We start from the raw sequence: 23327 nt of genomic DNA, 5'->3' as shown, positions 1-23327 counted from the left end.
GGCGTGGTGGTTTTTCAGGCGTTTTTTTGGCGACTGGCAAAGACTGATTTGGTATAATGCCTGCATGAACCGTCCTGGTGCTTCACGATTAGACAGCGAGCTGACCAACCTGGAGTTGCTCGGCCTGCTTTCGTCGCGCATCATCCACGATTTGAAAAACAAGCTGGCGGTGATTTCCGGTCACGCCCAGTTTGCCGAGATGTCGAAGCAGAATCCGCAGGTGGCCACCTCAGGCATGGCCATCATCAAGCGGGTAAGTGAGGAGGCGGGCAAGCACGTGGAGGCCCTGGCCAAGTTGCGCCGCACCCTGCCCACCGAGCGCCATGAGTGCGAGCCGGCGGAGGCCCTGGCGGTTTTGACGGAGTTGCTGGCCGGGCGGCAGGGCTGGGAATTGCGCGCCCCGAATACCGGCAGCTTGAGCAAGCTGGCGGTGGAGCGGCGATGGCTGCGTTTTATTTTGCGTCATTTCCTCTCCGCCTGCTCTGGGGCGCAGGGTGTGGTGATTGTGGACCAGGCACGGGGCGAAGTGCCCGCGGAGGGGGCGGATGTGGCCCCCTTGTTTCCTGACCGCCAATGTTTTCGGGTGCGCATCAGTTATGCGGCAGCGCCGGGTGAGAAACCGCCCTTGAATGAAGACCCCATCTTGCAGTTTCAGACGCTGGCGGTTTATGAATTGATTCGGAAACTCGAGGGCGGCTTGGTGCAGCAGGCCGGGCCAGATGGCCGCGAGGAGATTGTCATTTTGATTCCCCTGGTGCAAACTCCCGCCCGCGCATGATTCAAGACACGATTGCCAAAATCGAAGCCCGGCTGGCCTCCGCGGAGCAGTTGCCGGAGGAAAAACGCCGGGAATTAATGGAACTGGTGGCGCGGCTCAAGGAGGAAGTGCAAACGCTTTCCCAAACCCATGCAGATGACGCCCGGAGCATTGCGCAGTTTGCGGCGCTTTCCACGCATGAGGCGACGCGCGAGGAGGTGAAGGCGCCCTTGTTGGAGACTTCTTTGCGGGGCCTGGCGCGGTCGGTGCAGGGATTTGAATCCTCCCATCCCCGCCTGGTGGATGTGGTCAATCGCATTTGCACCACCCTTTCCAATCTGGGGATATAATCCAAGCCGCGCCATGGGATTATCGGTTGCCTTTCTGACCCACGAGCCGTTTTACCCGCCCAGCGGGGGCGGCTCTTCCGAGGCGATTTATCTGGTGCGGGAGCTGGTGCGGCGCGGGCATGCCGTGCGGCTGTTTTGCCCGCAGGTGGAGGAGCCGGAGCGGGTGGCGCGGGAGTTTCAGGTGCGGCTGGAGCCGTTTACACGGTGGAAGATGGGACGATATGCGCGCTGGCGCAACGTCAAGTACCTGGCCTTTCCGTGGTTTTTGGAGCGGCAGGTGGCGGACAGTTTGCGGGCCGCGCCCGCCCAGGTTGTGGTATCTCAGCACACCATTGCCTCGGTGGCGGCGGGGAGGCTGAAGCGGCGGCTGGGGGTGGCCGCCATCATGAATTATCTGGATTTCCTGACGGGTTTCATGGAGGCCTGGCCGCCTTACATGGCGCCGCCGTTTCTGTTGCGGCGCCTCGAGCGCTTTGAGGTGACTCTACCCCGGCGCTATGGGGTGGATGGTGTTTTGGCCATCAGCGATACGATGGCTGACCATCTGGCGCAGGCAGGTTATCCCCGCGAACGCATTTGCCCCATTTATTTTGGTTATGACAGCGCAGTTTTTCCCTTGCGAAAGGCGGAGGACATCCCGCCTGCGGAAAAACCGGTGGTCGTGATGCATGGCTCGTTTGACCAGCATCATCTGGGGCCGATTGCGCTGGAGGGGATGACGCAAATTGCGCTGCGCCGGCCGGAGGTGGTCTTTCGCTTTGTGGGACGGGAAACGCCCAGTCTGTTGGGTTTTGTGCATCGTTTAAGGCTGCGGGCGCCGCAAGCCCGGGTGGAATTGACCGGCTTTACGCCTTACCCGGAGGTGGCGCGTCACTTGCACACGGCCAGTGCGGGATTGGTGCCCTACCAGGAGACCACCGGCACCCATTGCGCGTTTGTGGCCAAGATTGTGGAATACCTTGGGGTGGGCTTGCCGGTGGTGAGCACCGCCATACAGAGCATCAGCCGGTACTTTGCGAACGAGCCTCTGGCGCGGTTTGTGCCCTTTGAGGGAACGGCTTTTGCGGAGGCGGTGCTGCAACAACTGGAAATGCCCCGTGCACAACAGATGGAGTGGGGACAGCGGGCTAGCGCACGGGTGCAGCGGGAACTGGACTGGCAGGTTATCAGCCGCCGGGCGGTGGATTTCATTGAGCACACCGTAGCCCCGACCCAAGGCCAGGCCCCGCGGCGGTAAAGCCTGGGCCTTGACTCAGGGTTTGGGCGGCATGCCCGCGTACCGGTAGAGATCCGTGATGGCCCACAAATTCAGGGGGTCAAATGCCTGGCCAAATTTGAGCGGGCGGGCGCTGTAATCGGCCCAGATGTAATTGGACATGCCTCCCTGGGTGTTGCGGGCGGTGCGCATGTGCTTGTTTTGGTCAAGCTGGAGGATGTCATCATACATGTCGTAGTCCATGTAGTAATGCCCGGAATCGTATTCTTTTTCGCCAAAAACGATGGTCTGACTGGGATCTTTGATGGCATTTTCGCTGAGCACCCGGGTCGAGGTGCCTGCCCGGTAGTTGGCCCAGTCGTTGGAGGCGTTCACCTTGAAATAATCATTCCAGCCATTGATGATATAACTCCGGGGGGCGGCGTCGGCGGGATATTGCGCGGCGGTGTTGTCGCCCTGGCCAAAGGTCTGCGGATTCATGTCATCGCTGGGGCAGACCAGGAGTTTGAGGTTGTTGAAATAAGGGAACAGGCGGGTGGTCCACCGCTCGCGCCGGGCGCGGGGCGGGTAATAACCTTCGTTGTCGTCCACATACATTTTGAGGGCCAGGCCGAGCTGGCGCATGTTGTTGACGCATTGGATGCGCTGGCCGGAGGCTTTGGCGCGCCCCAGAGCGGGGAGCAACATGCTGGCCAGGATGGCAATGATGGCGACCACGACCAGAAGCTCAATCAGGGTGAAACCCCGGCGTCCGGGGCCGGGAACGACAGGACGGTTATTATCAGGGCACACCATATCATCCGGTTAGACGCCATGCAGGCGCCGGACGTTACAAACGTTTTTCCGGTCCGCAGCGGAGCAGGCCGGGGTAGGGGCCTTAGGCTGGAGTTTTACGGGTCGGCCGTACGCAGGCGGTAGAAGCGGCCTTCAGGGAGGCCGGGGCCCGTATTTTCCGGCGCGGGCAGGCTCAGGAAGACACGATACCAGGGCGCCTTGGGATAGGGGGTGACTTGACGTGCCAGAGGCGGGGCCACCGGCTGCCAGTCCTGCAAATTAGTGGAGCTTTCCAGGACGTAGCGCACACCGGCGGCAGCGAGGTACTCCAGGACAACATGGCCGGCGGTGATACGAGGGGCACTGGCGAAACCCAGCAGGTAACCCGGCCCCGGCGCGCTGCTAAAGCCGCCGGTGAGGTGATTGACTTGGAGGAGGTAGTTGACGGGCGTGGCGCCCGGATTATAGACGGCGATATTCCATTTGCCGGCCACAGGCGCGTTGCTGACGATAATCAGCTCGCTATTGGTGCTGGCGCTGACGGAGCTGTAATCAAAGCTGCCCGGCGTGGGGTAGGCGGGTGCCCGGGACAAGAGCAGGTCCACGTTACCGTCGAGTGGCATGAGCATGAACACCCCGGCAGAGGCATCGGGTGGGAGAGTGACTTCAAAATAGGTGAGGGCGTTGGGGCCGAGGATGCCCCCCATGGGGGGACCGCCGGAGGTAAGCACCGGGAGGTTGAAGCTGACGGTAAGCGTGAAGGTGTTGGTGGTGCCCGGACTTTCGTTGCGGACGCCGAGGTAGTAGCGCAAGCCGGGAATCATCTGGGGATTGCTGAATCCGAGGGCATCGAGCACCGCCACGCCGTTTTGAACGTCGTTTAACAAAACCACGGTGCCGGGGGTGTTGGTGTCGGGGATGCCGATTTGGTTGAATACCAAATCCAGCAAACCGGAGCCATTGACAGTGGCCAGTGCATTGGTGGCCATGGTGGCCACGGCGGGCACATCCACCACGAAATACAAGGTTTGTCCGCCCGCGACCGTTGCTGTAATGGGGATGCCATTGGTAAGGGCATTGGCCAGGAGGTTGGTATTGACAAAGGCCAGATTCAGCCGCCAATCGAGCAATTGAGCATCAGTGACGGGGTTGCCGCCGAGCCGGTCCCATATTTCCAATCGCCAGAATCCCTGCGAAGTTTCACCGATGAGTTGATTCAGCGATTCTTCGGGCAAAACGAAGAGGCGGTTGGTGACGGGCACGCCATTGGTATCCAGAATTGCACTGGAATCATAAGGTGGCGGAAGGAACTTGATGGGGGTAGTGGTGAGGTTGGTGTTTTCCGTGAAACTCAGGTAATAGTAGCGGCCGCTCATGACCGTCGGCGTGTAATACCAGGCGGTGCCAAAGTTTCCGTTTTCCTGGTTCATGACCACCACCAGATTGGTATCCGTGCCCGGGCCGTAATCCACCAGCAGGGTGCCGGCGCCGTTGATGAAGCCGGAGTCGAAGATCAAGCGGCCCTGATAGTACACACGCAAATTGTCCGGGATATCCAGAAAGTCATAGTCAATCTTCAAGGTCCCCACGGTCTGGGTGATGGTGATGATATTGGTGATGGGGTCTGGGGTATCCCAGAACTGCTGGGGCGCCAGATAGTTAGTGACCAGATAGCCTGAGCCGATATTAGTGGCCAGCGGGCCGCCGCGGTTTTCCATCAAGAGAATGCGCGTCTGGCTGGGGCTGACGAGCGTCAACACCAGGTCCGCCACCCGCGGATGGTCCAGGCGCACGTCCACCATGACATCAGCAACCAGACGGTTTTGCGGCACATACACCGTGGAGTTGGTGGTAACGTCGTCCACCAAGGCGCGCGCAATGCCCGGCAGAAAGGCCTGAAAAGGGTCGGCGTTGAGATTGCGGCCCAAGGCCACGCCAAGCCGAACTTTGATGCGATTGGGGCTGGGATTGTAGATGCCGGCCACCCACAAACCGGCCGTCAAGGGGGGCGAGTCGTAGATGCTCAAATCCATTTGCCCGCCGGGCGGGGTGATGGAGAGCGATTTGTCATAGTCCAAGAGGGTGGGCGGGGCGCCGCGGCGGACATACAAATCAAAGGCGACGTTGGGGCCTTCGATGATGGAAACGGTAAAGGAGACATTCGTGACGCCGGGCGGGACGTTGATGGGTTCGTAATGGTAGGCGCCGGGTTGCACCCAGAAATCGGTGTAGGTGTAGCCGAGGTCGTTGGTCATTTCCATGGCGGGTTCGAGGCGCAGGGTGAGGCTGTTGACGACGCCGGTGTGGTGGAGGGCGTTATCCACCATGGTCAGCATCCACATGCCCTGGCCTTCCTCACCAATGAAATCACGGAGGCTGCCCGGCCCTTGGGTGAAACGGCTGTTGTCTATGTCTCCCTCGTCGCTGTCGTCGTAGATGAAGGTATAGGTCACCGGTGAGGGCGGCACCATGTCATCGCCAAAGGTATGGTTATTCAGCACGACGAATTCATCACCGGCTTCGCCTGCATGGCTGAGGATGCCAATCAAATCCCCCAAGTTCTCGTGGGTGATGACGTTGGTCACTACGACCCGCCGGATGGTGATGGGTTCGGTGGCAATGGCAAAGACCATGGCGCCTTGGGGGTCATCGGGCATGCCGTCAGGCACTTCCACATTGACGCTCAAACCTTGGACGATGAGGTTGCCTTCCTGGTCGCGCTGGGAGAAAGGATTGTTGCTGGAGCTGGCAAACAGGCCGTATTCGGCGGCTTGTTGGTCCTCGCTTTTAACGCCCACATAATACACCTGGCCTTGCGGCGCATTGGTAATCACGATGGCCTCATTGCCTCCTCGGCGGGTGGATTTCAGGGCGGAGGCAATGGCGCCTGGATTCAGATTAGTGAGAGAGGGGTCGGTGCTCACGTACAAATCAATGTCGGCGTCCAGGGCGCGCGGTCGGCCCAGATTGGGCGGAATAAAGGTCAGGAAGGCCAGATTGGTGCCGGCAGCGTTGGTGCCAATGGCGCTGTTGGTGAAGACATAGAAGTTCCATTGATTGGGCACACCATTGGTGGTGGGGGCCAGGGGTGGATTGGCGCCGATGCGCTGGCGCATGAGGGCCTGGCCGTTGGTCAGGCCAATCAGAATGGGTGCCGGGTCAGCTACGATGGGGGCCTCGGTGACCTGTATGGCATTGGCATCATTGCGGGCATCACTGGAAATGACCAGCGCGTAATCCTGCCCAATGCCGTTGGTGAAACTGGTCACTGCGTTCACGTTGACGCGCCGGGCGCGCACGATGACCGTGAAACTGCCACCGGTGGGCTCGCGGACGATGACATTTTCGACGTTGTTGACAAAATCAGCCTGGAGTGCGGCAAGGACGTTGGAGCCGGCCTGGTTGGTGGCCACCACCGGGGTGGTGAAATCGCTGTCGGACTCAAAATTATTTCCGAAGTAAACCTGGTGGGTGATGTTGTTGCTGACGATGAGGTCCAGGTCGTTGACCAGTTTGAGACTGGCCACTGGATTGCCCGGCGGGTCGGTCCAGGCCAGTGTCACCCGCAGCGGTTGAGTTTGGGCAGCGGTCGAAAGGGTTATCGTCCATGCCTGGCTGTCGCCAGTGGTGAGGATGCGGTTGGTGGCCTGGTCAAACAGAGCCGCCGGCACAGTGGGGATGCTGTTGGTCAGATTGACCACGCCCCACCCTTGGTAATTGATGAAACTGCGGGTGTTGAGGTCGTAATCCGGCAGGGAGCGGGCACCGTTGATAATCAGGGCTTTCATCAGGGCTGGGCTGTTGGTGCGTCGCAGGGTTTTCTCAAAGTATTCCTGCATCAAAGCTAAAATGCCTGAAACCATCCCGGCCGCCATGCTGGTGCCGGATTCATAGCGGTATAAATCACCCAGGGCGGCGTTGAGCTGAGCCAATTCCTGGAAATAGGTACCCAGGTCCAGGGCGGTGCCGACGATGACCGTCAGGTCAAAGGTCACCGGGTACAAGGTGGGATTGCCGATAGCGTAAAAGTACTGGTCGGCCCCGCCGGTAACGGTCACGGTCACATCATTGACGCCGCGGAAATCGGCGGGGGTGGTGTTGGTGCCGCGATTCACAAAGATGGGCAGGGCGGGCATGGGATTGGGCGAGGAGGGATTGGGGACGATGCGAATGCGCAAGCGGGTGGCGGAATCGGGCACGCCGATGCTGAACTCATTAGTCACGCCAGCAGGGATGGTGACGTTGTAGAAGTTATTGACGAAGCCGCCACCGGCGTTGGTGGGCGATTGCCAGCCGCTGGAGCGGCAGGAGATGACAAATTCGCCCGGGGCTACTACGTCCGGCTTGAAGCGTCCATGCTCGCCCTCCTGGCCGGGGGAGACATTGCCACGGCTGGAGTGTGCGGCCACTTCGACGGAGCTGTCGGTATGGCCGAGCCACAGGCGGTTGGTGATGTCGTTAAGCACCACCTGGTTGGTGATAAATCGCTTTTGTTCGAGGCTGCCCACCGTGATGACATTCTTGGCGGTGCCGGGGGCGAGAATGGTGCCGGGGCCGCCTCCCTGACCGTCGGCCGTGCCGCCGCCGTCATTGCCGGCGGCAAATACAAAGAGCACGGGCTGGTCTCCGGGCTTGCCGGGCAGGGCATCGCGGGTGGCGGCGTCGAAGCTGGCGCTGGAGAAGTTGTAGGAATAGGCGTCTTCGTAATACCAGCTATTATTGGAAATCAGGATGTTGGTGCGCGCGGTGTTCTCCTGCAACAGAGTATCCGAGAAATAATCAAACAAGGCATATTGGGAAAAGAGCCGGGCTGCGGGGGCCATGCCGCGCATCACCGCGCCGTTGGTGGAGCCGGGGGGGGTGACCGAAAGAGGGCTGCCGGTGCCATCTCCCGCGATGGAGCCGGCGATATGAGTGCCGTGTCCATCGGCGTCCGTGGTGGCGCCGAAAACACGGCCTTGCAGGGCTGGGTGATTGCCATCCACGCCCGTGTCATTGATGCCGACGGTGATGCCGGCGCCCGTGAGGCCAAGGTAATTACCGGAGGAGGTGGAGTTGGGGGCCACGGAGGAGGTGACGCGGGCCAGGTCATTGGCGCGTTTGCGGGCACGGGCTTTTTCAATGGCTTGCACTTCAGGCAAACGAGCGGCTTCGGCCAGGCGGTCGGCGGGAAGCTGCACCGTGATTTGCGGGCCAAAGGGAGTGGGTTGTTCGCGTAATACCTCGGCGCCCAGGCGGCTCAAGGCGTCGCGTCCCGTTTGCTCCACGCCGGGAAATAAAACCACGTGCAAAGTCATCCTTGAAGGCAGGGGAGTGGCGGATAGTGCGCTGGCGAGCAACTCTTCCTCCAATTTGTAATAGGGCTCATAGGCTGTGACCGCCTGTACTTGAGGATGCCCTTCAAGGCGGCCGGCGGCGGCGGCATCGCCCCGCACCAGCCAGGCCTGGTTGGGGATGTAGGAGACGGGCTCGACACCAGCCGCTTTCAGAGCAGCGATAAAATGTGCGTCGGCTTGGTGGCGGGCTTGAACGATGAAAGCGCCGGGTTCACCGCCGGCCTTCAAAGTGGGGGGAATGGGCAGGCTCAGCGGCTGAGTGGTGTCCAACAGAGCGTTGCGCAGCAAAAGGGCGTGGTCCTGGCGGGCGAGGGCATCAATGGATTTGTCAGTGTTCGCCAGCCGATGGGGGTAGCGGGGGTCTCGTGACGTCTGCGCGGTGGTGACGGGAAGATTTGCGTGGCTTTGCTCCGCAGTTGAAACTGGGCGGGCATGGTGAACTATGGGGGCGGGTGGCGGCACCGCTGCGGGGGGAGCGGGTGGCGATGGCCACCACAGCCATAGCGCTGATGCGGTGAGCATCAAGGCCAAGGCCGGCAGGAATCTCATGGCACGTTTCATAGCTCAATTTACACTATTGGGACACGCGGTTGACAGGGAGCCCCAGACGGGCCGAAATCTGGGGGAAAATCGGGTATCCACGCTCGGGAGCGGGTTGGGGTATTGCGCCCTTTCCCAGTGGGAGAGGGGAATCAAATGTTCGGCGCAAGAGACGAGCCATGTTACTTCCAAGGCATAATTGCAGAGTGAAAGGAGAAGTGGGTGCTCGCGCTGGTTACGCTGGTTGTGGGAAGGATTGGTCATCCCTGATTCACGCGGGTCTTTAGCAAGCCTGAGGCGGCCCAATGAAGTCCGGTGATTGGCTATGCGCTCTCGTTCATCGTGGAAGAGGTATGTAAGACTCCCACGCATAAGACATTTACTCCGCCGGCAGGAAGTTAAAGCTTTCGATGATGGCCCGCGGGCGCACAGTGCCGGGCGTGGTGGAAACATCTTCTATCCGCACCACGGTGCGCGTGCCCACTTCACCGGTGACAACATAATTGGTGCAAAGCATGTAAGCCGGGTGGTTGGGGGCGAGGGTCATTTGAATGGAAGCATTGGCGGGCCTCAGGGACTGCCCCCAAGCGTAAATGACGAAGCGCGCGTCTTCCATCCGCAGCAAGGACAACAGTTTCTGCGGCAGCATTTCGTAGGCCAAATCGGAAAGCGCGCTGCGCTGGCCGGGGCCTGGATTGACGGATTGTTGAGCGCTGTTCAGGTAAGGCGAGTTGACCGTCAGCTCCGGCACCTGCAGGATGTCGCTGACGCGCTCGAAACGTCCGCGGGGCAGGGAGGCGCGGAAGTTGATGATGCCCTGGTAAATGGCATCCAGCTCGGGTGAATTGGGTTGAATGACCACATCCACCAAACCGTTGTTGGTGGGAGCCGCCACCAGAATGCCACTTAAAGCGGCGCTCCAGGCCGCGTAATTGGTCTGATTGATGGGCATCAGGCCCCGCGTGGCTTCCGGATGCGGCGCGATGGTGAACAAGTCCACCAGCCGCCAGTCATTAGTGGGATGGCTTACTTGAGGGAGGCGGCTGCCGGACCAGCGCCGCCAGGTTGGCTCGTCCGCGGCGGTGCTTTTGAGATAGATGGTCTGCCACGGCGTGCCCCGATGCACGCGGCCCAGCCAGCCGATGTTGGCAAACTTGGTGTGGGGGAAGTCCCAGTCGTCGGATTTGCGGACTTCGGGGTCCTTGACGCGCAAATCAAAGGCAAACGGGTCGGCGGAGGGGTCTTTTTGTGGATTGCCGCCCCAAGGCTGGTAACGGGTGTTCAACCGGCCAATGTTCCAGTTGGTGGGCACGAGGGAAGGGGGCTTCAGCACGAGGATTTGATTGGTGACCCCCCGCGGGTCCATCAGGTCTTCCACGCGATAATGGACCAAAGGGTCATTGGCCTGCCAGGAAGTCAGCACGTAGAGCTTGCGGGTGGGGGAGAACGGCGATTGCTGGACCAGGCCGGAGAGCGGCAACTGGCTGCGCTGATAGCGCAACGGTTGCAAACCCATGAAGACGCGGAAGGTGTCAATGGACTTTTCCTTGTCCATGCCCTGGGCGGGCTGGTCGTTGTAACTGCGCCAGTCGCCCGCGCTGACGGTGCGGTTGCCCAAGCAGACTTCGATTTGATTGAAAATGCCCTCCGGCGGATGCATCAGGGTGTTGCCGCCGATGCGGTTGGTCAGCCACATGCTGCCAATGGCCGACGGCTCGCCGAGGACATCGTTGTTGGCGATGAGTTCGCGGGTGATGTCAATGTAACTGTCAAGCCCCTGTAAATTCACATAGTCCACAATCCGGTTGGTGCCGCTGGCCGTATCCACCAGCGCGTAGAGGAATTTGTTGATTATTTTCAGACTCCACTGGGGCGTGGCAAAGCCGGGGGTGCGGTCAAAACCCGGGTTGGGCACAATGGGCAGGAAGCGGTTGCCGGTGGTGAAATAGCCGGAGTTGGGCAGGAAAACCAGGTTGGTTTGCAGGGGGATGCGGAAGGCGCCTGGCCCCCAGCTTCCAGCGGGGATGGCGGTTGGTCCCATGGCCAGCGTGAAGACGGGTGGATTGGGCATGCCATTGGGAAGGTTGGGGTAGCCGAGTTCATTGGTGAACACAATCATCATGAAATTGGTGGCGCGCATTTCCAAATTGCGTGGAAACGCGCTGGCGTAGGAATTCCACAATTCCACCGCCATCACGTTGGAGATGCCCAACACCCACATTTGATTGGTCTGGTTGGGCAGGGAGTTGGTGCTGGGCCGCCGGAACTCGAGCTTGCGCGTGACTTGAATATAGGTCTGCAAGGCAAACTCGTTGAAGTTGGGATAGCCTTTGCGCGCGCCAATGATAAGAGGCACACCCCATACCATGTCGTAGGGCTGAAGCGCGGCGCGGTCGGTGGAACTGTACAAGTCGCGCAGCGGGGCGTTCAACACGGTGTCGTCCTTCTGTTCCTGGTAACCCACGATGTAAATCAGGTCCCCTTGTTTGGCGAAGACGGGCCGGAAGACGGTGGGATAATCCGGATAAATACCCACGTCATTCCGCGTGGCATCGTAGATGTTGGCCGTCATTTGGAGCAGTTGATGCAGCTCCTGGCTGTAAAGGTTGGTCTGGCCCGTGGGTCCCCAAATGAGAATGTTGGTGATGGTAAACCCAAACTCATTACTCCGGGTGCGGATGAGCCTATCCGCCACCAGGTTGAAAAAGGTGGTGGCGTCCCATTCTGTCAGGCTCTCCAGATTGGTGGTGACATTGTCGTAGTTGAGATGAATGAAGTTGGTCAGCTTGAGGGGGACGGTATCGGTGCCCAGTTGGCTGAGGAGGCGGTAAAATAACTGGCCGTCCTGGGGAGGCAGGTTTTGTCCAGCCGCATGCAGGCGGTTGGTGAAAGCGGGTGAGGTTTTAGTTGGGTCAAATAAATCTCCCGGGGTGTAAAAGCGGTTGGTGGACGGGCCGCCAGGCCAGCTTTCGTTGGGGCGGTCCTGACCGATTGGGCGGTTGTCCAGATTAATGGTTTGGAAGTGGTCGGCAGCCAGTTGCACGGGGCCGTTGCCGTAAGTGTCCAGACGGTCCAGACCCAGTTTATAGGCGTTGGGGCCATACAGGGCCTCCGCACTGGGCTGGCCGGTGCGGTAATCAAAGCCCAGGCGATACCGTACCCAGTCGCGGGCATCCTCAAACGCCGTGCCGAAACTGGCGGCGGTGGGGTCGGTGTCGTAAGTGACATAAGTCCAATAATTGGAGTTTAGACTGTGCAGGAAGGCCGCGAGATTGATTTCCCACGGGCCATGCCCTTGATTGCGCAGATAAGCCTCATCATTGACGCCCCGGCGCTTGGCCTGGTTGTGGTTGACATTGATATCCAGCATTCCGCCCCCCGGCAGCACGAGGAAGGCGTAGCGATAAATAAACCGGTTGGTGCCGCTGTGGCCCTGGCCTGGATACTCGGTGACGCCAATCCATTCGGGGTCCCCCAAGGCGTCGGGCAGGGCGGGGTCCGGGCGGCGGTTGCGGTTGAGGTCCAGGAAAAAGCGTTCCTCCAGCAGGCCGGCGAGGTTGCGCAGGAAAACCGGCGCGCGCGGGTCATTGGTGATTTGCAAACTGGGGAAGCCGGCTACCGGCCCGGTAATATCCATGTTGGTGGAGCAAACGACCGGGAGGGTAAGCAGGTCGTTGGAGGTGGCAATCCGCGCCAGTATTTCTGCAATGGCCCGCTCGCGGCCGGCGGCGGCGGCCGTTTCGGCCACGGTCATGCTGGCCGCCTGGGTCACTTGGGCGCGCTCGCGCCGCGCAATGAGCAGAAAGGTAACGGCAATGAAAGTAATGATGGACAACAAAATGAGGGTGATGAGCAGGGCCACGCCGGATTGGCGCCGGCGTGGGCGGGTCATCTCTGGGCCTCTCAACTTATGGGCGGCAAACAACTTCATGGGCGGGGCGCAGCCAGCACCGGAATGCGCTGGCGGAACAAATGGGTTTGGGCCGTGCGGCGCTCATGCTCGAGAAAGGCGCGCGCCTGGGCGGGGTCCATGTGCTTGATGCGCTCGACCAGGTGGAGTTCGAGCACGGCCAGTTTGATTTCCACAAAAGCCGGCAGGGCCTCGCCCCAGAAGGCGGCGACGTTGGCATCCACCCACTGATTGGTGGAAGAGCTGGGACGATGGCCGTCGGCGTCATAGACATGGACTTCCAACTGCGTGACGCCATCGGCCACCCGATGCATGAGGGGGCTGTCCGGCAGACGGCCCACTTCATTGGTGAACAGGCGGTAGAAGGAACGGGTGCCCGCGGCGGAGTTGGTTTCGGCATAGAAGCGGTAAAGGGTGCCCACGCCGTTTTCGGCCGGGTCCACGAAATAGCCTATGCCTTTGTAAGTGGTATTTTCCTGGATGACAAAAAAGAAGGCCTCCAAATCATTGTCCAAAGTGCCGCCTCCCGGCAGACGTTGGGTGAGGGGGGCGGCCCCCAGGATGCGCGAGGCAAAGAAATGGAAGCCGTAACTGTCCTGGCCGGTGGGGACGGCCTGCTGCACCTCGCGGGTCATCATTTCCATGATGAGGCGGCCGCTTTCCAGGACATCGGTTTGATTGTTGGCCGCACGCAGAGCACGGGAGGTTTGGGAGAAAATCCCGAGCAACACCACGATAATCATGGCCAGGATGCCCACGGCCACCATCATTTCCACCAGGGAGAAGGCCCGCCGCGCGGCAGTAAAACGCCGGCATCCGCGGTCAGACAGCCCCCCCAGACCGTGCTGGGGGCCGGCTGGCCTGAGGGGCGGGCGTATGGGAATGGTCAGTAGGTTCATGGCCGGAAGAGAAAGATGGTTTCGCCCGACACATTGGTTTCCATGAGGGTGCCGCTGACCAGGAACCGGTAAATGCGCGGGCTGCCGCTGGCCATGCGGCGGCCCAGAGTGCCATCAGGACGCAGCGGCCACTCGAAGCGCAGGGTGACTTCGTGCAGGTAGTCGGACAATTGCGGCGGGGAGTTGGGCGGCGGCGGGAAGGGACGCACTTCACTGGACAAGCGATAACGGAAAGCCACCGGCGCACTGGCGGCGGAACGCTCGGCTGCCGGGCCGCTTAAGCCGCGCACGATGGCGACGTTGACCTGGTCGGGGATGCACAGGCGCCCGATGACGAGCAGCGGGTCATTTGCTGACTGTCCGTTGACACTTTCCACCTGCCCCGCCAGTTGGACATCGCCTGCGGCGCCCAGCCGGATGGCTTGCATGAAATAACGGGCGTCCTGGTCAATGACGGTTTCCTCGCGGTTGTCCTGGGTGACGCGCATGCCGGTGGGCATCACGCCAATGATGGCCACCAGGGCGATGGCAATCACGCCCAGGCAGATGGCGATTTCCACCATGTTAAAACCGCGCTCGTGGCGGGGGCGGCAGCGGGTATGTGACAGCGCAGGTTGCATGTCAGTCAGGGGCGCGCTTCCGGCAATTCTGGCCGCTCAATTTTGGCGCGCCCGGTCATCCAGTCTATGTGAATGTAGTTGGGGTTGTTGATGCTGTTGTTGGGCGGATTTTCGATGATTTCGGGCGCCTGCCACAGGTATTCCTGGGTCACCGGGTCTTTGGGCGGGACCACTGCGCCGCGTGCGAGCGGCAGGTCCACATCCTCTGCCGTGGGCAGCGGCCGGCCTTGAGAATCAAATTGCACCAACTGCCCCTGATGATTGAAAGCAATATAGGGCATGGGGATGAGCCGGCTGGTGGCTTCGGGGAAGGGGATGGGCACTGTGCGGAAGGGGGTGGCATGGTCATGGCCGGTGGTGTATTTCCACACCGGGATGAAGACTCCCTCCGGGAGGCTGACCCAGTCGCGCAGGTAAGCAGGGATGCCCTGGCCGGGCTGGTCGCCGGCCTGGCGGCGGGCAAACATGGCATAACCGGTGTATTGCAAATCCAACAGCTCGCGGGCGCGGGTTTGCTCTGCCCCCGAGAAGGCACTGCCCAGGCTGTAGTATTGATGCGGCAGGAAAACCATGTAAACGGTGGTGCGATTGCGGATGGCCAGCCGCCGCGCATAGCCAATGTCGTCCAGAAGCTGCCGACTGGCCGCGTTCATGGAATCGGATTTGGCGATTTTGCGGATGGCAGGCAGCGACACAGCGGTCAGCATGCCGATGATGGCAATCACCACCAAGAGCTCCGCCAGCGTAAAAGCCATCCTCACCCAGGGGCTGGTGGCGAACATCAGGCCGCCGTGGGGAACAGAGCCTTCATCGCAGCGGTGGTGGATGGCAGGGAGCTTCATGGCAGCAGGGCAGCCGGAGATTATTTCCAGCCGAGCACGTTGTCCTTGTTGTCGGGGTGGTCGGGGTCGGGATGGGCTCTGCCATCCGGGCCGCGCGACCAGATGATGACATTAAGCCGCAAGGCTCCCGTGTTGTTATATACGGGGTCTTTGGCCACGTCATCAAAGTCGTTGTCGAGGGTGATGATGTACTGGTTGCCCCAAGGGTCATTATAATTGCCGCCGGGGGTCACGCCGGGCGCGCCGTTGTCACTGGCGGGTTTGACGTCGAGATAAACCGTTTGGCGCGGGTTGCGGGGATGCCCTTGGTTGCTGGCGCGATTTTGGGGATTCACATTGCGCAGGACGTCCACCACGAGGTTGTTGTCCGGGCTGCCGGTTAGGAAAGCGCCTGCGCCATAGGTGGTGTCCACCGCATTGGTGGTGGGGTAAATGCTGTAATCCTTTTCATACATGAGAATGGCGGCTTTCAAACCGGACATTTCGGTTTTGGCCATGGCCTTTTTGGCTTTGCCCTTGGTGGCCACCACAGCGGAGAGGATTAATCCGGCCAAAATGGCGATGATGGCAATGACCGTCAGCAGTTCAATCAAGGTAAACGCCCGGCGGGCGCGTCCATGAGCTTTCATAAACAAGGGTTGGTTTAACATGGTCAATTAGCGTCGTTCCCAGTTGGAGATGCGTACGATTTTTCCGCGAATCACCAGGTCCGCCCACAGGTCGTAGGAGTTTTTATTGTGGTCGGGGTTGGTGGATTTATAGCGCCAGACATTAACCGAAGGGTGGGTGGGCACCGGGGGAGTACCCACGCCTGGTGGCCATTCTCCGGGGGCCTTGAGCAGTTTGACGCCGCCAATGTCCACGGTGTCGGGAATGGTGTCGCCGAAAAAGTTGCGAATGGTTTGGCCGGGCTTGGCGGCGTGGACAATGCCGCCGACCCCCAGTTTGCCCATGTCAATGGGTTGCTGGTGAAGGTCAGTGAAACGTGTGCCATCCCAGAGCACGCCGGTTAGTTCGTAGAACAACTGGTGGACGGCGGTGTTGCCGCCCGGATTGTCCGGTGGATAAAGCCCGTGTTTGGCGTGGTAGGCCTCGATGGCGGCTTCAATTTGCCGCAACTGGGTTTCTGCCCGGCTGCGCAGGGAGCGGTCTTTGGCCACCGGCAAAATGGTCAGAGCGATGGCAGCCAAAACGCCGATAATTGCCAACACCATCAGGATTTCCACCAGGGTAAATCCCCCCGCCTGGACCTGCCGGCCTGGTTTCCGCATGGGCGATGGTAGCATGGTCTTCATGTGCCAGTTTTTTTGCGCGGCACTATAGCCTGCCGGCGCCGGGGCGCGCCATGTTTATTTGCTGGCGGCGGGGGCAGTTCCATGCGGTTGGGCTCTGTTTCTGCAGGCGGCCAGTCCACCGGGTGGGGGAAGGGAGGCAAAGACATCTCGCCGGAGGCGGCCGCAAGGAAATCAGCCGGCTCAGTCGGCGGTTCCGGCAACAGGCGGGTAATCTTCCGTGCCATAACCTTCTCCTATCCGCGTAAATAACGCATTCCGGGCGCATTTTCGTTTTGCCGGGCGGCCATTTCCTGTTCCAACCGCTCGCTAATCCATTGTTTCATCATGCTCTGGTAATTCAGATACCGTGAGCGGGCCAGCCGTTTGATGCGCGAGAGCAGCCGCGGGTCCATGCGCAGGGTGATGGTCACCGATTCGGACAGTTCAGAGCCGGCGGCCACGGCGGCTTCCATCAAACGCAAGTCAATTCGGTTTTCGGCCCAAAAGGCCGCCTCGGCCTGTTCACTGTCGAACAGGGGCACTTCTTCCCAATCGGTAAGCGTGTTCATGTCATCCGCAGGTTAAAAGATTCAGGCTGACAACAGTTGACTGGCCTTTTTCTGGTAAAAAAAGCGTTCTTCCGGGGTGAAGGGCCGGGCAAAAATGACGCGGGTTAACTTGCCGTTGGTTCGATAAACGCTGAAGATGCCCAGGCCACTGGCAGATAACCCCAGATTGAAATACCGTGCCTGAGCTGAGAAACGGGGGGTGTCCGGCAGCAATTTGACAGCAAAAGGGTCCTCAAAAGACTCCTCAATGGCCACGGGGGTCAGGGGCGGCTCAATGGGAAAAGACGGTTGGTTCCAATCAAAATCCATAATGCATTCAATGTATATTCAAACACTATTCATTGTATGTACGATGTAATTACGCATATTCGGCTGGCGGTGTCAAGAGCAGAACCGGCCTAATGCCGTTTTTTTGCCTAGGGCCAAGGGCGCATGCGCCTTGGCTGGGCAAATGGCCCAGACTAAATCAGCCTTAATACTGCTTGCAAAAGTAGCATAAGAAGAGGATATGTTGAGCGTAGCCCATAGGCTTATCTTATGAAAAAAGAATGCTCTTCCCACCCTTTCTCGTCACGTTGTCGTGGGTGTCCATTGTCCCGGCGTGATTTTCTGGGAGTGGCTGGTGCCGCATGCGCGGGGCTGGCGGCCTCGGCATTTTTGCCGCAGCAGGGTCAAGCCGCCGCGCCAGGCGCGCCCAAGATGAAACTGCGTCTGGTTTTTGCCCTGCATGCGCCGGTGCAGCCGGCGCCGGACTGGCCCAACAAGGGCTATGACTTCCGGCCTTTCATGCAAAAGGTGGAGCAGATTTTGCAACGGCGCTGCCGGGATATGCAATTCCTGACGTCCACGGCCACAGGGCCGGAGCAGGCGGCCAAAATCCTGGAGGAGGACAAAACCACCGGCGTGCAGGGGTACGTGGTATTTCAGATGAATTGTTGGAATCGCGTGGTGCAGACGGTGGCGGGTGCGGGCAAACCGACATTGTATGCCGACTTTCAGTATGGTGGGAGCGGCGGTTTTTTGGTGTACAACGCGGCCTTTTTGCGGGCCAACACGCCCAATGTGGGCTTTGTGGCCAGCAGCGACATGGAGGATTTGGTGGCGGCGGTGGAGTGTTTTCGCTTGGTGCAGCAAGGGGGGACGGTGGCGGATTTCGTGGCGGCCACGGCGCAAGTGCGCCAGCGGAGCATGCCACGGGTGGGGCGGTTGGCGTCCCGGGAGGACCGGATGAATTTGCTGGCGGTGGATGAATGTGTGCGGCGGATGCGCCAATCGAAAATTTTGGCGGTGCGGGATCCATCGGCGGGGGCCGAGGGGACCTGCATGGAGATACCGGTGCAGCGCATCAGTTTTGCGGAGTTGAATGAAGCCTGGAAAAACGCCAACAAGGACGAGGCGCGGGTGCTGGCGTACCGATGGAGCAAAGGCGCAGCCCGGGTGGCCGGGGTGGATTGGAGCACGTTGGAGGCTTCGGCGGCGATGTATCTGGCGCAGAAAGAAGTGATGAAGCGGCATCAGGCCAATGCTATTACCATCAATTGTCTGGGGGGTTTTTACGGGGGCCATATTCACGCCTACCCGTGCCTGGGGTTCCATGAGCTGTTAAATGAAGGGCTGATAGGGGCCTGCGAGTGCGACATTCGTTCGACGGCCACGATGGTGGCCTTCACCACGTTGACCCAGGGACGGCCGGGTTACATTTCCGACCCGGTGATGGACACGGCCAAGGGACAGATTATTTACGCGCATTGCGTGGCCTCCAACAGGCCCTTTGGCCCGCAGGGACGTGCCAACGCCTATCAAATCCTGACGCATTCAGAAGACCGGCAGGGCGCCTCGGTTCGTTCGTTGTTGCCGGCAGGTTATGTGGTCACCACGTTGGAGGTGGACAACGGGCGCAAGGAAATCCTGCTGCATCGGGCGCGGACGGTAGGCAATGACCCCGATGATCGGGCGTGCCGGACGAAACTTTGTGCCGTGCCGATGGGGGATTTTGAGAAGTTGTTTACCTTCTGGGATCAATGGGGCTGGCACCGGGTGACGTTTTACGGAGACTTGCGTGAACCAGCCTATGAGCTGGCCAAGGCCATCGGTTGGAAGGTGGTGGAAGAGGCTTAAGCCTCCAGCCTCTGTGGTTTGGGGCCAGACCCCGCAAAAAGGGACGGTGACGTGGCGTAGTGCCGGGCTTAACGATGGAAATTCTGGGCCAGGGCCACGGCTTTAAGCATGGCGCGTGATTTGTTCACGGTTTCCATGTACTCGGCTTCGGGTTCGCTGTCATTGACCCAGCCCCCACCCGCCTGGACGTGGGCCATGCCATCTTTGAGCAAGGCGGTGCGGATGGTGATGCAGCAATCGAGGTTGCCGTTGAAGGAGAAATAGCCGACGCACCCCCCATAGGGGCCGCGGGCGGTCTGCTCCAGCTCGGCAATGATTTGCATGGCGCGGATTTTGGGTGCGCCGCTCAAGGTGCCGGCCGGGAAGGTGGCGCGCATGAGGTCAAAGGTGCTGCGTTCGGCGGAGAGCCGGCCTTCGACCTGGGAGACGATGTGCATGACGTGGCTGTAGCGCTCGATAATCATGAGGTCTTTGACCTGCACAGTGCCATAGTCGCAGACGCGCCCCAAATCGTTGCGGGCCAGGTCCACGAGCATGACATGCTCGGCGCGTTCCTTGGGGTCGGCGAGCAATTCTTCGGCGAGGCGGCGGTCATCCTCGGGCGTTTTGCCGCGGGCGCGGGTGCCGGCGATGGGACGGATTTCCACCTTGCGATCTTCGCAGCGGACATGGATTTCCGGTGAGGCGCCCACAAGGGAGAAACCGTCCAGCTCGAGCAGGAACATGTAGGGGGAGGGGTTGACGGTGCGGGCGGCCCGATAGACGTCCAGCGGAGTGGCGGTGACCGGCGCAGAGAAGCGCTGGGAGCCGACGACTTGGATGATGTCGCCGGCGTTGATGTATTCCTTGGCTTTGCGGACATTGGCCAGGAATTGCTCCCGGGGCACATTGGAGGTGGCGGCGATTTCCGGGATTTCAAACGGCACACTCAAGGGGGCGGCGCCCACGGGCTGCTCGAGCAGGGCAATGATGCGGTCAATTTCAGAAAGGGCGTCCTCGTAGGCGTCAGCGGGATTCTGGCCCTCTTCAATCAAGGCGTTGACCAGGATGGTGATGGTCTGCGCCACGCGGTCGAAGATGAGCAGTTCATCAGCCAGCAGGAAGTACATGACCGGTGTGCCCAGTTCGTCACGAGGGGGACGAGGCACCACCGGCTCAATGTCGTGGATGAACTCGTAGCCAAGGTAGCCCACCGCGCCGCCGGTGAAGCGGGGCAGGCCGGGCAGAATGGCCGGGCGGTAGCGGCGCATGAGGCGCTCGACGACCACCAGACCATCGCGCGCCTCGCCTGGGGCGGCGCCGATGGGAATGGTTTCAATGCATTTCCCGTGCTCGTACACCTCCACGCGCGAGCCGATTTGTTTGATGACAGCGCGGGGGTTGCAGCCCACAAAGGAATACCGGCCCAGATGCTCGCCGCCTTCCACAGACTCGAAGAGGAAGCTTTCGCCCTGTCCGCGGATTTTGTGATAGGCGGAGAGCGGCGTTTCAAAGTCGGCCAGCAGGCGGCGCGTGACCGGAATTAAATTGGCCCCGCGCGCCAGCGCCACAAATTCGTCCAAAGTGGGGGTGTACATACCGGGCTAATCAGCAGCATCCCATCAGCAACGGCCAGGCAGCCGGAGGGGTGGCTTGCTGGCACTGCCACCAGGCAATGCTCTTCCCGCTCCGGCGACTGCCCACCAGGCCCATGTTAGTGCGGAAGGGAGGTCTTGGCGAGTGGTAAAAAAGTGCGTGACGCGGCGATTGAAAAGAGCTAAACAATGAGTTTTTCCCGGAAGCAATGGCCGGGGTAAATATAAAAGGGCTGGCAGGGCCGGTCAGGCCCGCCAGCGGGAGAAGTTTTATGCGACACTTGTTGAGTTTGGAAGGCCTGGCGCTCGAGGACATGGACTGGATTTTGTTGCAGTCCAGGGGGTTCAAACACCAGCGAGGCAATCATCCGCGTCCCTTGCAGGGACAAACGTGGGCGATGATGTTTGCCAAGTCTTCCACGCGCACCCGGGTTTCCTTTGAAGTGGGCATTCATGAACTGGGGGGGCGTCCCCTGTTCTTGAATGCGATGGACATTCAGTTGGGGCGTGGCGAGCCGGTGAAGGACACGGCGCGGGTGTTGGGGCGGATGGTGCACGGGGCGATTATTCGCACGTACGCCCAGCGCGACGTGGAAGAATTTGCCCGCTATGCGCAAATCCCCACCATCAACGCCCTGACGGATGAAGAGCATCCGTGCCAGGTGTTGACGGATATTTTTACGTTTCAGGAGAAACGGGGTTCGATGCAGGGGCGGGTGGTGACGTTCATCGGGGATGGGGCGTCCAACATGGCCAACTCATGGATTTTTGCCGCGGCCAAAATGGGATTTGAGCTGCGGATTGCCGCGCCGCGGCCTTTTCAACCGGCGCCGGCGGTTTTGCAACGGGCCGGGGGCCGGGTAATGGTCACAGAAAATGTGGCGGAGGCGGCAGCCGGCAGCGACTTGTTATACACCGATGTGTGGGTGTCCATGGGCAAGGAAGCCGAGGCGGCGGAGCGCCTGAAGATTCTCTCCGGCTATCAAATCAATGCCTCGGTCCTCCGCCTGGCCAAACCGGATGCCCTGGTTATGCATTGTTTGCCGGCGTATCGCGGCAAGGAGATTGATGAGGAAACGTTTGAGGCCCATGCCACCACCATCTTTGATGAGGCGGAAAACCGGCTGCACGTGCAAAAAGCGGTGCTGGCCTGGTTGGTGGCAAAATAGCGGTGGGGTCAAACGGTGCGCCATTGCCAGCGCAGGAGCAGCCGGGTTTGGGGGCGCACTTTGAAAGGTTCGGCAATGCGCGCTCCCTCAATCCAAAAGATGCGTCCGTCGGCCGCTTCGGCCAGCAACCGCCGGCGCCGTTCGGCTGCCGGCACCTTCTGATTCACAAAGAAATCCTGCAATTTCATTTCCGCGGGCGCGCCAATCGGCCAGTAACGATCCCCCGGTTGCCAATGGCGCAGCACGATCCGCTCTCCCACGGTGTCAGCATCGAACCATTCCACCCCGGAGCGTGTCCGGGGCCGGCGTCCTTCGCGGCAGGGGCGAATTTGCCAGGCGAATTCGCGGTTTTGCCATTGGATTTGACCGGCCGCTGACAGTTGCAAAACCAGGCGATTGCCAGCGTGGTTTAGCGAGGGGGGTGGAGGCACTTTTTGCAGATTAAGATGGGCATCGGCCTGCACTCGCTGGTCTTCGCCAATCATGATGGGTTGGCCGGGATGCAGGCGCAGAAACTCGATTAAATCGAAATTGGGAGCGATGCCCAGGTGCAGTAATTGAGCAGTGAGGAAGCGGCGTTGCAACGCCAGGGGCCATTGGGCGGGAGGCTCGCCGGTTTCTCGCTGGCGCTGGGCCAGGGCCTCGGTGAGGAAGCAATCTTCGGCGCGCAGCAATTCCATGGTGCGGCGGATGACCTGTGGCAGGCCAGGCTGCCAGGTGGTGAGCAAAGGCAGCAGTTTATGGCGGATACGGTTGCGGAGGGGAGCCAGGGAGGCGTTGGACTGGTCCTCACGGAAACGCACTTGGTGGGTGAGGGCGTAGTGCTCCAGGTCGCTGCGGGGCACTTCCAGAAAGGGGCGCACCAGTTGGAGGGAGGGGTCAGCAGGCGAGGGGGAGACTATTTCCATGCCTTTGAGGCCAGTGGGGCCAGTGCCCTGGAGAAGACGCACGAAGAACAGCTCGACTTGGTCATTGGCATGGTGGGCGAGGAGGATTTTCTGGGCGCCAGCGTGTTTTGCGGCGCGGGCGAAAAAGGCATGGCGAGCCTGGCGGGCGGCCATTTCGAGGGAGAGTCGTTCGCGTTGGGCGATGGCTTGGACCTCTGCAGCTTCGACTCGCAGGGGCAAACCCAGCCGTTGGGCGGTGAGCGCTACAAAGCGGGCGTCGGCTCCACTGGCGCGGCCGCGCAGGCGATGGTTGAAATGGGCCACGAGGAGTCGCCAACGGTGGGCAGGGGCCAGGCGGGCGAGGAGATGGAGCAAAACCATGGAATCGAGGCCGCCGGAGACGGCGAGCACCAACGATTCACCCGGGCGGCAGCGGGCCAGTTGAAGGAGTGTGTTTTCGACGTGGTGGGACAGGTTCATGCCAGGCCGTCG

Annotated in this window: 17 protein-coding genes; 5 read left to right on the top strand and 12 right to left on the bottom strand. The window is 60.4% G+C overall.

What is annotated here, in order from left to right:
• Positions 1-64 precede the first annotated feature (64 nt).
• Genes NXS98_RS08095 through NXS98_RS08085 form a run of 3 tightly spaced genes read left to right on the top strand, consistent with a single transcriptional unit; the run spans position 65 to position 2344 of the window.
• Positions 65-778, top strand: coding sequence for a hypothetical protein (locus NXS98_RS08095; RefSeq protein ID WP_283847981.1), 714 nt, complete (start codon positions 65-67; stop codon positions 776-778).
• Complete coding sequence (locus NXS98_RS08090; RefSeq protein WP_283847980.1) at positions 775-1107, top strand: DUF4404 domain-containing protein; 333 nt, start codon at positions 775-777, stop codon at positions 1105-1107. The genes NXS98_RS08095 and NXS98_RS08090 overlap by 4 nt, the downstream gene beginning before the upstream one ends.
• A 13-nt stretch (positions 1108-1120) precedes the next feature.
• Positions 1121-2344 carry a glycosyltransferase family 4 protein gene (locus NXS98_RS08085; protein WP_283847979.1) on the top strand — a complete coding sequence of 408 codons (1224 nt, stop codon included), beginning with the start codon at positions 1121-1123 and terminating at the stop codon, positions 2342-2344.
• 15 nt (positions 2345-2359) lie between these two features.
• Here the strand turns inward: NXS98_RS08085 and NXS98_RS08080 are convergent, their stop codons facing one another.
• The 10 genes from NXS98_RS08080 to NXS98_RS08035 form a co-directional block, all read right to left on the bottom strand.
• Positions 2360-3118 carry a prepilin-type N-terminal cleavage/methylation domain-containing protein gene (locus NXS98_RS08080; RefSeq protein ID WP_283847978.1) on the bottom strand — a complete coding sequence of 253 codons (759 nt, stop codon included), beginning with the start codon at positions 3116-3118 and terminating at the stop codon, positions 2360-2362.
• 95 nt (positions 3119-3213) lie between these two features.
• A complete protein-coding gene (locus NXS98_RS08075) occupies positions 3214-8994 on the bottom strand; it encodes a S8 family serine peptidase (protein WP_283847977.1) in 5781 nt (1926 codons plus the stop codon).
• Positions 8995-9352: 358 nt separating this feature from the next.
• Positions 9353-12865, bottom strand: a complete 3513-nt coding sequence (locus NXS98_RS08070; protein WP_283847976.1) for a hypothetical protein — start codon at positions 12863-12865, stop codon at positions 9353-9355.
• 35 nt (positions 12866-12900) lie between these two features.
• Complete coding sequence (locus tag NXS98_RS08065) at positions 12901-13782, bottom strand: PilW family protein (protein WP_283847975.1); 882 nt, start codon at positions 13780-13782, stop codon at positions 12901-12903.
• Positions 13779-14402, bottom strand: coding sequence for a type IV pilus modification PilV family protein (locus NXS98_RS08060; RefSeq protein ID WP_283847974.1), 624 nt, complete (start codon positions 14400-14402; stop codon positions 13779-13781). The genes NXS98_RS08065 and NXS98_RS08060 overlap by 4 nt, the downstream gene beginning before the upstream one ends.
• Before the next feature lie 5 nt (positions 14403-14407).
• Entirely contained in the window at positions 14408-15244 is an 837-nt protein-coding gene (locus NXS98_RS08055) for a pilus assembly FimT family protein (protein ID WP_283847973.1), read from the bottom strand.
• 20 nt (positions 15245-15264) lie between these two features.
• Positions 15265-15873, bottom strand: a complete 609-nt coding sequence (locus NXS98_RS08050; protein ID WP_283847971.1) for a type II secretion system protein — start codon at positions 15871-15873, stop codon at positions 15265-15267.
• A gap of 27 nt (positions 15874-15900) precedes the next feature.
• Positions 15901-16539 (bottom strand): type II secretion system protein, encoded by a 639-nt coding sequence (locus tag NXS98_RS08045; protein ID WP_283847970.1) that lies wholly within the window; start codon positions 16537-16539, stop codon positions 15901-15903.
• A gap of 233 nt (positions 16540-16772) precedes the next feature.
• Positions 16773-17087: a CopG family antitoxin gene (locus NXS98_RS08040; protein ID WP_283847969.1), complete on the bottom strand. Its 315-nt coding sequence runs from the start codon at positions 17085-17087 to the stop codon at positions 16773-16775.
• Positions 17088-17108: 21 nt separating this feature from the next.
• On the bottom strand, positions 17109-17396 hold the full coding sequence (locus tag NXS98_RS08035; RefSeq protein ID WP_283847968.1) for a BrnT family toxin: 288 nt from the start codon (positions 17394-17396) through the stop codon (positions 17109-17111).
• A 228-nt stretch (positions 17397-17624) separates the two neighbouring features.
• Between NXS98_RS08035 and NXS98_RS08030 the strand changes: the two genes are divergently transcribed.
• Complete coding sequence (locus NXS98_RS08030) at positions 17625-19205, top strand: twin-arginine translocation signal domain-containing protein (protein WP_283847967.1); 1581 nt, start codon at positions 17625-17627, stop codon at positions 19203-19205.
• Positions 19206-19273: 68 nt separating this feature from the next.
• On the opposite strand, the gene trpE is transcribed toward NXS98_RS08030, so the two are convergent.
• Positions 19274-20782, bottom strand: a complete 1509-nt coding sequence (gene trpE / locus NXS98_RS08025) for an anthranilate synthase component I (RefSeq protein WP_283847966.1) — start codon at positions 20780-20782, stop codon at positions 19274-19276.
• Between the two features lie 269 nt (positions 20783-21051).
• On the opposite strand from trpE, the gene argF reads away from it, so the two are divergent.
• Positions 21052-21948 carry an ornithine carbamoyltransferase gene (gene argF, locus NXS98_RS08020; protein ID WP_283847964.1) on the top strand — a complete coding sequence of 299 codons (897 nt, stop codon included), beginning with the start codon at positions 21052-21054 and terminating at the stop codon, positions 21946-21948.
• 8 nt (positions 21949-21956) lie between these two features.
• On the opposite strand, the gene tilS is transcribed toward argF, so the two are convergent.
• Positions 21957-23315 (bottom strand): tRNA lysidine(34) synthetase TilS, encoded by a 1359-nt coding sequence (tilS, locus tag NXS98_RS08015; RefSeq protein ID WP_283847962.1) that lies wholly within the window; start codon positions 23313-23315, stop codon positions 21957-21959.
• Positions 23316-23327 lie beyond the last annotated feature (12 nt).

It is taken from the genome of Fontisphaera persica, assembly GCF_024832785.1.
GTDB classification, from domain to species: domain Bacteria; phylum Verrucomicrobiota; class Verrucomicrobiia; order Limisphaerales; family Fontisphaeraceae; genus Fontisphaera; species Fontisphaera persica.
The sequence above is the reverse complement of the archived record's forward strand: the minus strand, read 5'-3'. Positions and strand labels throughout refer to the sequence as shown.

Coding starts and splice junctions, on each gene's coding strand:
- trpE (WP_283847966.1), bottom strand. CDS start 20,782: ATGTACACCCCCACTTTGGACGAATTTGTGGCGCTGGCGCGCGGGGCC.
- NXS98_RS08065 (WP_283847975.1), bottom strand. CDS start 13,782: ATGAACCTACTGACCATTCCCATACGCCCGCCCCTCAGGCCAGCCGGC.
- NXS98_RS08095 (WP_283847981.1), top strand. CDS start 65: ATGAACCGTCCTGGTGCTTCACGATTAGACAGCGAGCTGACCAACCTG.
- NXS98_RS08070 (WP_283847976.1), bottom strand. CDS start 12,865: ATGACCCGCCCACGCCGGCGCCAATCCGGCGTGGCCCTGCTCATCACC.
- tilS (WP_283847962.1), bottom strand. CDS start 23,315: ATGAACCTGTCCCACCACGTCGAAAACACACTCCTTCAACTGGCCCGC.
- NXS98_RS08080 (WP_283847978.1), bottom strand. CDS start 3,118: ATGGTGTGCCCTGATAATAACCGTCCTGTCGTTCCCGGCCCCGGACGC.
- NXS98_RS08035 (WP_283847968.1), bottom strand. CDS start 17,396: ATGGATTTTGATTGGAACCAACCGTCTTTTCCCATTGAGCCGCCCCTG.
- NXS98_RS08030 (WP_283847967.1), top strand. CDS start 17,625: ATGAAAAAAGAATGCTCTTCCCACCCTTTCTCGTCACGTTGTCGTGGG.
- NXS98_RS08060 (WP_283847974.1), bottom strand. CDS start 14,402: ATGCAACCTGCGCTGTCACATACCCGCTGCCGCCCCCGCCACGAGCGC.
- NXS98_RS08090 (WP_283847980.1), top strand. CDS start 775: ATGATTCAAGACACGATTGCCAAAATCGAAGCCCGGCTGGCCTCCGCG.
- NXS98_RS08040 (WP_283847969.1), bottom strand. CDS start 17,087: ATGAACACGCTTACCGATTGGGAAGAAGTGCCCCTGTTCGACAGTGAA.
- NXS98_RS08050 (WP_283847971.1), bottom strand. CDS start 15,873: ATGAAAGCTCATGGACGCGCCCGCCGGGCGTTTACCTTGATTGAACTG.
- NXS98_RS08085 (WP_283847979.1), top strand. CDS start 1,121: ATGGGATTATCGGTTGCCTTTCTGACCCACGAGCCGTTTTACCCGCCC.
- NXS98_RS08075 (WP_283847977.1), bottom strand. CDS start 8,994: ATGAAACGTGCCATGAGATTCCTGCCGGCCTTGGCCTTGATGCTCACC.
- argF (WP_283847964.1), top strand. CDS start 21,052: ATGCGACACTTGTTGAGTTTGGAAGGCCTGGCGCTCGAGGACATGGAC.
- NXS98_RS08055 (WP_283847973.1), bottom strand. CDS start 15,244: ATGAAGCTCCCTGCCATCCACCACCGCTGCGATGAAGGCTCTGTTCCC.
- NXS98_RS08045 (WP_283847970.1), bottom strand. CDS start 16,539: ATGAAGACCATGCTACCATCGCCCATGCGGAAACCAGGCCGGCAGGTC.